9 protein-coding genes are annotated in these 14107 nt (G+C 33.8%); 6 read left to right on the top strand and 3 right to left on the bottom strand.

The features are described from left to right. Nucleotides 1-29 precede the first annotated feature (29 nt). Together BLV84_RS06495 and BLV84_RS06490 are read right to left on the bottom strand one after the other, a co-directional pair. Nucleotides 30-536: a KdsC family phosphatase gene (locus tag BLV84_RS06495; protein ID WP_093241884.1), complete on the bottom strand. Its 507-nt coding sequence runs from the start codon at nucleotides 534-536 to the stop codon at nucleotides 30-32. Continuing rightward, nucleotides 520-1278: a Rossmann-like and DUF2520 domain-containing protein gene (locus BLV84_RS06490; RefSeq protein WP_093241880.1), complete on the bottom strand. Its 759-nt coding sequence runs from the start codon at nucleotides 1276-1278 to the stop codon at nucleotides 520-522. The genes BLV84_RS06495 and BLV84_RS06490 overlap by 17 nt, the downstream gene beginning before the upstream one ends. A 153-nt stretch (nucleotides 1279-1431) precedes the next feature. On the opposite strand from BLV84_RS06490, the gene ccsA reads away from it, so the two are divergent. The 6 genes from ccsA to BLV84_RS06460 all read left to right on the top strand — a co-directional run bounded on the left by ccsA (nucleotide 1432) and on the right by BLV84_RS06460 (nucleotide 12473). Continuing rightward, nucleotides 1432-4689, top strand: a complete 3258-nt coding sequence (ccsA, locus tag BLV84_RS06485) for a cytochrome c biogenesis protein CcsA (RefSeq protein ID WP_234953106.1) — start codon at nucleotides 1432-1434, stop codon at nucleotides 4687-4689. Nucleotides 4690-4781: 92 nt separating this feature from the next. Further along, on the top strand, nucleotides 4782-7244 hold the full coding sequence (locus tag BLV84_RS06480; protein WP_234953105.1) for a TonB-dependent receptor: 2463 nt from the start codon (nucleotides 4782-4784) through the stop codon (nucleotides 7242-7244). 145 nt (nucleotides 7245-7389) lie between these two features. Then, on the top strand, nucleotides 7390-9348 hold the full coding sequence (locus BLV84_RS06475) for an endonuclease (RefSeq protein ID WP_093241875.1): 1959 nt from the start codon (nucleotides 7390-7392) through the stop codon (nucleotides 9346-9348). A gap of 3 nt (nucleotides 9349-9351) precedes the next feature. Next, complete coding sequence (locus BLV84_RS06470) at nucleotides 9352-10389, top strand: o-succinylbenzoate synthase (protein ID WP_093241871.1); 1038 nt, start codon at nucleotides 9352-9354, stop codon at nucleotides 10387-10389. Beyond that, a complete protein-coding gene (locus tag BLV84_RS06465; RefSeq protein WP_093241866.1) occupies nucleotides 10368-11279 on the top strand; it encodes a CPBP family intramembrane glutamic endopeptidase in 912 nt (303 codons plus the stop codon). The genes BLV84_RS06470 and BLV84_RS06465 overlap by 22 nt, the downstream gene beginning before the upstream one ends. Before the next feature lie 75 nt (nucleotides 11280-11354). Then, a complete protein-coding gene (locus tag BLV84_RS06460) occupies nucleotides 11355-12473 on the top strand; it encodes an AMP-binding protein (protein ID WP_317041011.1) in 1119 nt (372 codons plus the stop codon). Here BLV84_RS06460 and BLV84_RS06455 read toward each other — a convergent pair. After that, nucleotides 12454-14106 carry a M1 family metallopeptidase gene (locus BLV84_RS06455; protein WP_093241856.1) on the bottom strand — a complete coding sequence of 551 codons (1653 nt, stop codon included), beginning with the start codon at nucleotides 14104-14106 and terminating at the stop codon, nucleotides 12454-12456. The two genes, BLV84_RS06460 and BLV84_RS06455, sit on opposite strands and share 20 nt — an antisense overlap. Between the last annotated feature and the right edge of the window lies 1 nt (nucleotide 14107).

Genomic DNA, 14107 nt, shown 5'->3' with positions numbered 1-14107 from the left:
AATGGCGAAAAATAATTTCACTTATTTGCTTAAACCTGCCATTTATTTTGAGCCTTCATCACTTGTTCGATTAAATCACGAACACATGCTTGGCCTCCATTTTTATGAGAAACGTAGAGCGAAATCGCTTTAACTTCGTTAACAGCATCTTGTGGACAAGTTGGTAAAGCAACTTTCTTCATCGGGTAAATGTCAGGAATGTCATCTCCCATATAGGCGACGTTTTCAGGTTTAATATCGTAAACATCTAAAAATTCTTCTAAACATTCTACTTTATCATTAATGCCTAAATGAATATTTGTAATGCCCAAATCCTTAAGTCTGGTTCGGGTGCCTTCATTTGTGCCGCCTGAAATAATAAGAATTTCGTAGCCTTCATGAATCGCTTTTTTGAGAGCATATCCATCTTTGACATTCATAGTTCTTAAAAGATCACCTTCTAAAGTGATATTGAGTTGACCATTTGTGAGAACACCGTCAATATCAAAGACAAAAGTCGTAATGTCATTGAGAATTTGTTTATAATTTTTCTCCATAATCGTTTTTAATGTGTTGACTGATTATTTTATAAATTTCTTTTTTAGAATCTTTTTTGAGAAGTTTAAGATGTTGATTTATTGTTTCTTGATCTTGTCTTCGTGCTGGACCTGTTTGCGCTTCTTCAGCTTTTATATCTTTTAATTTTTCAAATGTTTCTTCAATTAACGGCATTAAAATAGCTTCATCAATATGATTTTCAATACATAAATCTTGACCTAATTTAAACATATAATTGCTAAAATTATTGACAAAAACTGCAGCCAAATGCATTTGTAATCTTTTTTTAGAATTGATTTTATAAACTGATTCTGAAATAGATAATGCTAAATTTTCTAATTTTTTTAAATCATCTGCCCGAGTGGCCTCAATACAAAATGGAATTTTTGAATAATCCATTGTTTTGTATTTAGAGAAACTTTGCAATGGATAGAAAACACCTGATTTTTTTCTATTTTTCTGTAGTGTTTTAGCGCCTGAGGTATGAACGATCAAGCAATCCTTATCCACTAACTTTTCAAAATAGGATTCGATTAAATCATCTTTTAAACAACAAATAATCAAATTGGCATCAACTAATTCATTTAAATTTGTTGTTGTTTGTGTTGTGGTGTTAAAGTCGGATAAACTTTCTTCACGGTGATTATACACCTGCACAACTTCCCAATTTTCAATAGAAGATATGGCATGATATAAGTGGTAGGCAACGTTGCCAGTTCCGAGTAAAATCAGCTTTCTCATAAAAGCAAATTTACAAATCTCTTTGATTTATTACTTTAAAATTCAAAGAACTTCTTCTTTCTTAAATTTTTCATAAATCGGATATTGATATCTTGTTTATTGTGGTGAATATCCTTTGTTTTTAAATATATTTGCTGCCACAAAAATATAGCTATGCTTCAAAAAAAAATTGCCAATATACTTTTCTCCACGAGATTGATGGCTGTTCTTTTTATCATCTACGCTGTGGCCATGGCAGTAGGGACTTTCGTAGAAAACTCATTTGCAACAATTACCGCTCGAGAATGGATTTATGATGCTTGGTGGTTTGAGGTCATCATGGTTTTCTTTGTCATTAACTTCTTAGGAAATATCAGTCGATACAAATTATGGCGTAAAGAACGCTTGACAACTTTAGTTTTACACTTATCATTTATTTTGATTCTTGTTGGTGCTTTTATCACGAGATACATTGGTGAAGAAGGTATTATGCCAATAAGAGAAGGCGAGGTGACTGACGTGATGCTTTCTGAAAAAACTTATATATCTTCTTATATCGACGGCGAAATTGATGGCGAACCAAGACGTAGAGTTGAGGATCATCAAATCGATTTAGGGCCTAAAATTAGTGTAGGAAAAACAATAAATACAGATTTTAATGGTGATCCCATTAAATTTGAAGTCATTGGGTTTATACAAAATGCAGAAGAAGGAATTCGTGAAGCGCAAAATGGTGATACTTACCTAAAACTTGTTGAATCAGGTGGAGGTGACAGACATGATCACTATCTGAAGTCTGGTGATGTTGCTAATATCCATAATGTTCTTTTTGCTTTTAATAAACAAACTGACGGTGCTATTAATATTACTGGAACAAATGAATCTGGCTTTACAATAGATTCTCCTTTTGATGGTGATTGGATGCGTATGGCAGACCAAGCAAAAGGTCAGCTTGTTAAAGATTCAGTTCAAGAACTCAAAATGCGTTCTCTATACAATGTAGGGAAAATGCAATTTGTTATTCCTGAAAATACAATACAAGGTGTTGAAGATCTTGTGAAAATAGAAAATCCAATAGGGGAAAAACCCGATGGCGTTAAAATAAAGATCACCGCAGCAGGAGAAAATGATACAATCAATCTAATCGGTGGTCAAGGCATGGTTCAAAATTTCAAGAAAACCAATGTTGGCGGTTACGATGTCCACTTGCGTTATGGTAGTCGTGAAATTCAACTTCCATTTTCACTTAAACTCGTTGATTTTATTGCGGAAAAACAACCAGGAACAGCAGACCGCTCAACGCCAAGTTATGCCGCCTTTATTTCTGATGTTGAGGTTATTGATGGAAGCGATTCATATCCTTATAGTATTTATATGAACCATGTTTTAGATCATGGTGGTTACCGATTCTTCCAAGCTTCATTTGACCCAGATGAGTTGGGAACAGTGCTTTCTGTTAATCATGATTGGTGGGGAACTTGGGTCACTTATATTGGTTACTTCTTATTGTATTTAGGTATGATGTTAATAATGTTTGATAAAAATTCTCGTTTTGGAACGCTTAGAAAATCAATTGATAAAGTCAAAAAGAAAAAAGCGAGTTTAACGGCGATTCTTCTTATTTTCTTTAGCCTAACTTCATTTGCTCAGACTGAAAGTGGAAATGTTGTTGAAGAGCAAACAAGACCAGAAACGTCTGTCGATTCTGTTGCTACAAATCAGACTGATGATGGGCATCAACATGATAACTCTAATGCTTCAATGCCTCCAATGAATGATATTGATGAAGTTGTTGCAAAAATTAAAGAATCTGCTGTCCCTAAAGATCACGCTAAGAACTTTGGTAAACTCGTAATTCAAGATTTTGGTGGACGTATGAAGCCTATCAATACATACTCATCTCAGCTTCTGCGTAAGTTAGGTAAACAAGATTCTTATGAAGGCTTAAATGGAGATCAGATTATGATTTCTATGTTAGAAAATCCTATACTTTGGTACACAGCGCCAATCATCAGTCTAAAAGCTGATAACGATAGCATTCATCATATTTTGGGTGTTGAAGATAAAGCTAAATATACTTCTTTAATCAACTTCTTTAATCCTGATGGAAGTTATAAATTGGGTCCTTATTTGGAAGCAGCTTATCGCGCCAAAGTGCCTAACCAATTTCAAAAGGATTTTAAAAATGCTGATGAACGCGTCAATTTACTTTATAATACTTTACAGGGTAAAATGCTTAAAGTTTTCCCTGTCCCAAATCATCACAATAATAAATGGGTTTCTTATTCTGAATTAGATGATGAAACTTATTTTGCTGGAAATGATACTTTATATACTAAAAGTGTTTTGTCATTATACTTACAATCTCTCCAAGAAGCAAAACAAACCGATGATTATACTAAACCAGAAAGTATATTAACGAGTATCAATAACTTCCAACATAAATACGGAAAAGAGGTTTTGCCAGCTGATAAAAAGGTTGAAGTCGAAATTTTATATAATGAAATAGACATATTTAATAGGTTGTTTAAATACTACTTATACGTTGGTGTTTTTATGATTGTTCTCGTTTTGGTTGAAATTTTTAAACCTTCAAAACCTTTACGAATCGCAATTAACGCCAGTAAAATTATTGTTCTCATTCTGTTTTTAGCACATACCGCTGGTTTAATAGCGAGGTGGTATATTTCTGGACACGCACCATGGAGTGATGCATATGAAAGTATGATTTATGTGGCATGGGCAACAATGTTTTTTGGTTTAGCATTTGGCCGTAAAAGTGACCTAACCTTAGCTGCAACAACATTTGTAGGTTCAATTATTTTGATGATTGCACATTGGAATTGGATGGATCCTAGCATTGGTAACCTTGAGCCTGTTTTAGACTCTTATTGGTTAATGATTCACGTTGCTGTTATTGTGGGGAGTTATGGACCATTTGCGCTTAGTACGATCATTGGATTATTATCATTGTTTTTAATGATATTTATGACGAAAAGCAATCAAAAATTATTAAAACTGAACATTAGAGAATTGTCGCTTATTAACGAAGTTTCATTAATTGTTGGTCTTGTGATGTTAACAATTGGTAACTTCTTAGGAGGTCAATGGGCAAATGAAAGCTGGGGTCGCTATTGGGGTTGGGATCCTAAAGAAACTTGGGCATTGATTAGTATTTTTGTTTATGCCTTTGTCATTCATATGCGATTAGTACCAGGACTTAAAGGTGTGTTTGCATTTAATTGGGCAACAGTTATTGCTTTTGCTTCTATTTTAATGACTTATTTCGGTGTTAATTTCTACTTAGCAGGATTACATTCTTACGCAAGTGGTGATCAAATAATAAGCTATAAATTTATTTTAATCAGTTTAGGAGTTTGGCTAGTTCTTGGTTTCTTTGCCTACAGAAAATATAAGAAATTTTACAAATAAGCTCGATATTTTTATTAACTTAATTTTAACGGCTCTTCATTAAACGATGAAGAGCCGTTGTTGTCTTAATGCCAAACTAAAACTAAAAACAAGTGATTTTAAAACTAAAGACCAGCATAGTATTTTTCTTTCTATGTACATTGAGCATCTTCGCTCAAAAAAGTGAATTAAGTGGTAAAGTTGTTGATGCAGATCAAAATTTTCCGCTTGAATACGCAACAATTTCTGTTATTGATGCAGAAACTAAAGAAACCGTAAATGGAGGTGTAACCAATATTCAAGGAGAGTTTAAATTTAAAGTTCCAAAAGGTCTTTACGACTTAAAAGTTGAGTATATTTCTTTTGAAACTAAGATGTTTGAAAACATTGATTTGACATCTAACAAAAACATGGGCACTATTAAGTTAGGTTTTGAAGCAGCAGACTTAGAGGAAGTAGTTGTCACAGCAGAAACAACAACCGTTGATGTGAGACTTGATAAAAAAATCTATAACATAGGTAAAGATTTAACCACTTCAGGTGCGACAATTACTGATGCTTTGGCGAATGTTCCTTCTGTTGATGTTGATGTTGAAGGCGGGATTAGCTTAAGAGGAAATGAAAATGTGAGAATATTAATCAATGGTAAACCATCAGCTATTGCTGGTTTTGGATCTACAGATGTACTTCGACAGTTACCAGCAGACGCCATTGATAAAGTAGAGGTTATTACAAGTCCATCTGCTCGATATGACGCTGAGGGAACAGCTGGAATTCTAAATATCATTTTAAAGCGTGACAAAACTCTAGGCTTTAATGGGTCAGTGCGTGCTTATGTTGGAACACCCTTAAACCAAGGTGTTTCTGTTAATGCAAATGCTAGAACAGACAAGTTCAATATCTTTACTAACCTAGGTTATTCTAAAAGGAAACCAGATGGCAATGCTTATTTTGAAAACGATTACACTTCCAACAATTCAGTTTATGATAATCTTATGGAAGAACGAGAATATAAAAGAAATAGAGAAAATTATAACGCTAACATTGGTTCAACTTATTTTATTAATGATACAACTCAAATTACATTAAGTTATTTTACAAGATTTGGTGATGATGTTGACAAAACCTTTAATGATACATACCGTTACAATGCTGGAAGTTTAAGCAGCCAGACCTTAAGAACTGAAGATGAGCGTGAAGATGAAAATAGTCACCAAGTTTCATTAAACTTTGAAAAGAAATATGATAGAGAAGGGCATAAATTAACTGCTGATATTCAATACTCTATCGATAATGAAAAAACGAGTAATTTTATTGACGAAAATGAACTTTTCGCCAACCAAGACAACATAGTGACTGAGAGTTTGACTGAAAAAACTGATGAAAAGGATTTTCTAGTACAAGCTGATTATGTTTTACCAATGGGTGAAGCGCAATTCGAGGCAGGATTTAGAGGAAATTACAAGAATGAGAAGAATGATTACATATTATATGACGAGAATAATTTAGGTGATTTCGTCTTAAATGATTCAGTTTCTAATGTATTTGAATATGACAGAAATATTACTGCCGTTTATTCTCAATATGGGAATAAATTTGGAGACTTTTCTTTCTTATTAGGTTTGCGTTTTGAACATACACAATTGAAGGGTAAAACAACACCATATGGAGATGTAGCTGATATACCTGGTGATATTGAGTTAGATTTTGATAAAAACTTCAAAGGTTTATTCCCAACTGTTAATTTAACTTATGAATTATCAGAAGATCAAAATGTAACTTTAGGCTACAACAGAAGAATTAACAGACCGCGTTCATGGTATATCAATCCCTTCCCATCGCGCTCAAGTCGAACTAATATATTCCAAGGGAATCCAGGCTTAGAACCTGCGTATTCTGATGCTTTTGATATCGGCTATTTAAAACGTTGGGGCAAAGAATTAACTTTAACAAGTTCCGTCTATTACCAAAAAGAAACTGATTCTTTTGAAAGAGTTCAAGAAGATACTGGGCAAACAACATCTGATGGTATTCCAATAATTAGATCCATACCAATTAACTTATCAAGTAATGAACGTTACGGCGCTGAACTTGGCTTACTTTATAATCCTGCACGTTGGTTAAGATTAAATGGTAGTATTAATTATTATAAATTTGTTACTGAAGGTGATTTTAACGGTGTGAATTATGATGCTGATAACGAAAGCTTCTTTGCGAGATTTAGCTCAAAAGTTGATCTTCCTTGGAGTATTCAATGGCAAACAAATGCTTTTTATAGAGGGGCTAGAGAAAATGCGCAAACGAAAACAGAACCAATTGCTTCATTAAACTTAGCTCTTAGTAAAGATATTTTAAATGATAACGCAACAATATCTCTTAACGTCAGCGATTTGTTTAATTCTCGTAAAAGAGAAAACAGAACAATTACTGATCAGTTTACCTCTTACAGCGAATTTCAATGGAGAGAAAGACAAATTACAGCGACTTTCGTTTATCGATTTAACCAAAATAAACAAATGTCAAGACAGCAAGGCCGAGGTCAAGGCAACGGAGATGGTGGAGAGGGTGAGTTTTAAAATTTGACTTTATAAATCGCTATTTTAATTTTTAAAACTTCTAAAAGCTGTTTCTTAAAATTCTTTAAGAAACAGCTTTTTGTTTTTAATCGAATACCATTCTACATACATTTTGTTTGATTACATTTGCTCAAAATTTCAAATGATGAAACAGTTTTTACTTTTATTTTGCTTTATTTTTAGTGGCTTTGTTGCCAATTCTCAAATTTTGATAAATGAACTTGATTCTGACACGCAAGGTGTCGATGATAAAGAGTTTGTTGAACTGAAAACACCAAATCCAAACACAGCTCTTGATGGTTATGTATTAGTTCTATTCAATGGCTCTTCAAGTGGGGGAGATAGTAGTTATTTTGCCCTAGATTTAGATGGATTTGTCACTGATTTTAATGGTTTGTTTGTAATCGGTGGACCTGAATTAAACCCATCTCCACAATTTTTTGTTCCTACAAATACTTTCCAAAATGGTGCAGATGCAGTTGCTATTTACCAAGGTTCAAGCGCAGATTTCCCTGAATATACTTTAGCAACAACAACTAACTTAGTTGATGCTTTGGTTTATGGTACAAATGACCCTGATGATGTAGGCTTGATGAATTTACTTGGTGTGACTGAGCAAATTGATGAAGATGAAAATAACAATAAAGATTTTGAATCTATTCAGCGTGCTGATGATGGAACTTGGTTTGTAGCTGAGCCAACACCTCGTGAACCTAACGAAGGAGGCGGAATCCAGCCAATATTTATAGATTTAGAAGTATCTGCAGAAACTGTTGATGAAGGTGATGCTTTCGATATGACTTTTACAGCAAGTGAAGTTTTAACAAGTGATTTAGAGTTGAGCTTTACATTGACAAACGGTACTTTTACAACTGATGATTATGTAGGGGATACATCATTAACAGTTTTAGAAAACACGTCTTCTATATCTCAAACAGTTGCTATTGTTGATGATAGCGAAGATGAAGGAGATGAGGTTTTGCTGATTGATGTTGCTGATTTACCAGCGCCTTATGTGCTCAATGCAAATAGAATTGAAATCATTGTTATCGATAATGATTTTGTTGTTGAAAGTTACGGAACACCGACAAATCCAACTTTTGGACTTGTTTCTTCAACAGCGCCAGCAAATTATTACAACGATTTTAATGGTAAAGCTGATCAACAATTAAAAGAAAGTATTACAGCTTTAATATCGGATCCTTCAACGGTTCAAGTTCATACCTATTCTGACATTTATATTATTCTTGATGAGGCAGACAAAAGTCCTTTAAACAGCAATAAGGTTTGGCTTTTATATACTGAACAACAAAAAGCTAAATACCTCAAACAAAGCGGATCAAATAGTGTAGGTCGATGGAATAGAGAACACATCTTTCCTAGATCTAGAGGTGGATTCTTTAGCATTGAAGATGATGATATTGTGACTGGTATAATGCCAGACTGGACAACAAATGCGGATTCACTTCGCCACGGAAACTCTGATGCACATCATTTAAGACCAGCTTTATCTTCTGAAAACAGTAGCCGTGGGAATAAAAACTTTGGTGATTATACTGGGCCTACTGGTAATCAAGGAAGCTTTAAAGGTGACGTTGCTAGAGCAGTTTTCTATATGGCTTTAAGATATAATGATTTGTCGCTCGTAAACGGATTTCCAACAACAGCTGATGCAGGCCAGCTCGGTGATTTACAAACTTTATTAGAGTGGCATGAATTAGATCCACCTGATGATTATGAAATGAACAGAAATAATGTGATTTACAACTGGCAAAATAATAGAAACCCGTTTATTGATATGCCTGATTTGGTTGATTACATTTGGGGTGATATGATTGGTGAAACTTGGAACAATACAATGTCAAATGAAGACTTTAAAACATCTGCGATAAAAGTTTATCCTAATCCGAGTCAAGGTCAATTGAATTTTATGAATTTACCTAAACAAGTTGAGATTCGTATTTTTTCTTTAACAGGGCAGGAGCTTTTTCACCAAAAGGATTTTGATGAGAAAACATTAAATCTTGATTTAGCACAAGGTATTTATATTTTAAAAATGAGTTCTGATCAAGAATCAACTTCCCAGAAAATCATTATCGAATAATTTATGAAAGCGACTTATAAACGCCATGTTTTAGAGTTTAAAAAAGCCTCTGGAACTTCTAGAGGTGTTTTAAAAACAAAAGAAACATGGTTTCTTAAACTTCAAGAAGGCAACCAAGTTGGGATTGGTGAATGCGGAATCTTAAGAGGTTTAAGTGTTGATGACAGACCTGATTATGAAGAAAAATTAAAATGGTTGTGTGGTCATATCAATAAAAACAAAGCTGAATTATTTGCAGAGCTAAAAACTTATCCTTCAATTTTATTTGGCTTGGAAATGGCTTTGAAATCTCTTGAAAGCTCAAATCCTTTTAAATTATTCCAGACTGATTTTGTCAATCAAAACAAGGGAATTCCTATCAATGGATTGATTTGGATGGGAACCAAAGAGTTTATGCTTGAGCAAATCAAAGAGAAAATGAATGCTGGATTTAGGTGTATCAAACTTAAAATTGGCGCGATTGATTTTGAGAAAGAACTAGACTTATTAAAATTTATAAGATCTAATTTTTCAGATGAAGTGTTAGAATTAAGAGTTGACGCCAATGGCGCATTTTCTCCTGAAACAGCAATGGATAAATTAGAGGCTTTGAGTCAATTTAATTTACATAGCATCGAACAACCCATCAAAGCAGGTCAGTTTGAAGAAATGAATAAATTGTGTCAAAAAACAGCTTTACCAATCGCTTTAGATGAAGAATTAATCGGTGTTTTTGAAGAAAAAGATCGCGGTGAATTGCTAGATCAAATACAGCCGCAGTATATTATTTTAAAACCTAGTTTAGTCGGTGGATTTAAAGAAAGTTTAAATTGGATTAAACTCGCAGAAGAAAGAAATATTGGTTGGTGGATAACCAGTGCTTTGGAAAGTAATATTGGTTTAAACGCCATTGCACAATTCACAAGTACGCTAGATACAAAAATGCCTCAAGGTCTTGGGACAGGAAGTCTTTATATAAATAATATAACATCGCCATTAGAGGTGAAAGGTGATCAGATTTTTTATAAGCAAACTCAAAAATGGCAGAAAAATATTCTTTAAAAGAAGCGAACTTCATTACTGAAGCTCAAAACAAAAAGGGTTCGTATTGGAAGTATTTGATTCCGAGTTTTTTGTTTTTTGGATTGATAGGAATTAATCTAGCTGTAATGATTGCTTTTGATATCGATCAATCTGCAATAATCAAAAAGCAAATTGATGAGATTGGCAGAAATATGACTTTTGTCTCTACCATTGCACCATTATCTATTTTTTGTTTATTGATTTTACTTTATGTCAAATTTGTACATAAGCAAAGCATAAGATCGCTAACAACGACAAGACCTAAAATTGATTGGTCGCGTGTTTTCTTTAGTTTTGCATTGATAACAGTTTTTTTAGTGAGCTTAACATTGATTGATTATGCCACAAACCCTGCTGATTACAAACTTAATTTTGAACTGATACCGTTTTTAGGACTGCTCGGTTTAGCAGTTGTTTTGATCCCTTTACAAACGAGTTTTGAAGAATATTTCTTTAGAGCTTATTTGATGCAAGGCATTGGCGGATTTTTTAAAAGTCGATTACTAGCATTAATTTTCACTTCTGTAATTTTTGGCCTTATGCATATTGCCAATCCTGAAATCGGTAAAATCGGTTACGTTTTATTGGTGACTTACATCGGGACAGGTTTTTTATTAGGTATTATGACATTGATGGATGAAGGCATCGAGTTGGCGCTAGGATTTCATGCTGCTAATAATTTGATCACTGTTTTATTGGTGACAACAGATTGGACAGCATTTCAAACGAATTCAATTCTAATTTCTGTTGCTGAACCCAGTGTTGGTCTAGAAATTTTTATTCCTGTATTTGTGATTTATCCACTTTATCTCTTCATATTTTCTAAAAAATATAAGTGGTCAAATTGGAAAGAAAAACTTTTAAGATAAATTGAGCATATTTAATTTATAGACTTCACTTTATTTTTTAAATTCGTTTTACTAACCCACTAGAAATTTAATATGATGAAAAAATCACCTTACAAAGTCCATCCAGATTTTAAACTCAATGGAACGCATTTTAATGCAAAGGAATTGTACTCTGTGGCATACAGCTATATTAAAGAGGGCAATGAGTTTGAAGAACAAGTCGGTAATTTTTTGCTTGACTGGTTTAATGAAGATTATGAAACGATAAAACTGAGAACTTCAGGGTCAACAGGAACGCCAAAGGTCTATTATATCGAAAAAGAAAAAATGATTGCGAGCGCTTTGGCGTCTGACAAGTTTTTTAAATTGAAAAATAAAACAAAGGCGTTGATGTGCATGCCTGCTAATTATATCGCAGGAAGAATGATGCTGGTTCGCGCGCTAACTTTAGGTTGGGACTTGAGAATTATTCAACCAACAACGCATCCGCTGGACTCTATTTTTGAAGAGTTTGATTTTTGTGCAATGACACCACTTCAGTTGAGTTACTCTCTTGAAAGACTTCATTTTGTAAAAAAAATCATTGTAGGCGGAGGAACTGTTTCGCATAGCTTGGTACAACTTATTCAAGGTTTGCCAACTAAAATTTATGAGGTATACGGCATGACTGAAACGATTTCACATGTTGCTGCACGCCGATTAAATCCAAAATCTGGTTTATCTTCTGAAAATGGAGAGTCTTTAAAACCTTTTAAAGCCATGCCTAAAATCAATTTTGGAACTGATGATAGGGGATGTCTAACAATCTCTTCTGACCGTATCTTAGATGAAACTTTGGTAACAAATGACTTAGTTGAGTTGATCAATCCGCAAGAGTTTTATTGGAAAGGTCGCATTGATAATGTTGTGAATACTGGTGGCGTTAAAGTTTTTCCTGAAACGATAGAAAGAAAACTTGAGAACTTGATAACAGACGCATTTTTTGCATCGAGTTTACCAGATGAAAAACTGGGAGAACGTTTGATCTTAGTTGTTCAAGAAAAGCATTCAGAAGAATATTTAAGCGATCTCAGAAGCGCAGTTCAAGCTTGTGAAACGTTAGATAAATTTGAAGTTCCAAAGGACATTTATCTCATCGAAAAATTCGCATACACACCGACAGGTAAAATAAACAGAAAATTGACTTTAACTGAACTTACTGCGAAACTCGCTTAGTTTTGATGTAAAATGATGTCGTGTCAAAGTTTAAATCTTTATTTTTTCTGACTTTTAAATTTGTGTTTGTCCATTGATCCGATGAAATCATAGTTCGATGTTTCTCAGATTTTATAAAGTAGTCTATTGGCATTTGAAAGTCTGTGATAGGCGACTTCCATCTTAACAATAATTCATTGTTTTTTGTTATGCGATATTCTAAAGTAGGAATCTCAGCTAAGCTGAGGTAATGTTCAAAAACTGGAGTGAGGTTTAAATTCAATTTTTCATTAAAAAATTCAATCACCTGATTTTTATCAATCGTTTGATACTGAAAATTAAGATGGAATTCTTTTAATGTTTCCCACCATAACTCATCATTATTAACCACAGATCTGATTGTATGCAACATATTAGCGCCTTTGTAATACATGTCGCTTGAGCCTTCATTGTGAACGCCATAAACGCCTTGAATTGGTGCATCATTTGCGATAAGTGGTCTCAATCCGTTCAGGTATTTGACAGCATCATCATAACCAAATTGGCATTCAACATAAACGCTCTCTGCATAAGTTGTAAAGCTTTCATGAATCCACATATCAGCGATATCTGAAGAAGAAATACTGTTGCCAAACCATTCGTGTGCCGATTCATGGATGATGATAAAATCCCATTTTAAACCCACGCCAGTGTTCGATAAATCTCGCCCTAAATAACCGTTTTTATAGCCATTTCCGTAAGCGACAGCACTTTGATGTTCCATACCCAAATATGGCGTTTCAATGAGTTTGTAACCATCTTCATAAAATGCATAAGCGCCAAATTTCTCTTCAAAACATACGAGCATTGGTTTCACTTGCTGAAATTGCTTTTTCGCTTTTTCTAAATTGTACGACAACACGTAATAGTCTAAATCCAAGTCATTAAATTGATCAGAAAAATGAGCGTAATCAGCGATATTGACAGAAATATTATAGTTGTTAATCGGATTTTTAACTTCCCACGTGTATGCTGTAAAGCCATCTTTCAGCTTTTCAGTATTGGTTAAACGACCATTTGAAACACCGATTAAATCTGATGGGTTGATGATTGTTACAGTGACTTCATCAGGTTCATCAGCGGGATGATCTTTATTTGGAAACCATAAACTTGCGCCTATGCCTTGCACAGCAGTCGCGATGAAGTGATTTCCATTTTTATCTTTGTCAAAAACAAAACCGCCATCCCATGGCGCACGCTTAGCAACAATCGGATAGCCAGAAAAGTAGAGTTTGATGTTTTGCGTTTGATCTGATGCTTTTAATTCACTTTTAAAATTGATAAAAATTGCATGATATTGTCTTTCAAAGTCCAGATGATTTTCTTGATAGACGACAGAATCGAGTTTCATATTTTCAAATAGATCAACTTGAATACGATTGGTGTTTTCTTTAACAATGAAATTCATACTGTTAACACCAGAAATATATTTCTTCTCTGGTTCAACCTTGACTTTTAAATCATATTTTTTAACCTCATAACTTGTGCGTTCTGCTCTCAAACTTCCTCTTAATGAATCTGTTTTAGAAAAATGACTTCTTTTTTTTGTTAAAATTTGACTTTGTACAGAAAAACTAAGGAGTAAAATCGAGATGATACAGTATATTCGAAACATA

Origin of the sequence: Psychroflexus halocasei (assembly GCF_900107595.1) — a bacterium.
Classification (GTDB): Bacteria; Bacteroidota; Bacteroidia; order Flavobacteriales; family Flavobacteriaceae; genus Psychroflexus; species Psychroflexus halocasei.
The sequence above is the reverse complement of the archived record's forward strand: the minus strand, read 5'-3'. Positions and strand labels throughout refer to the sequence as shown.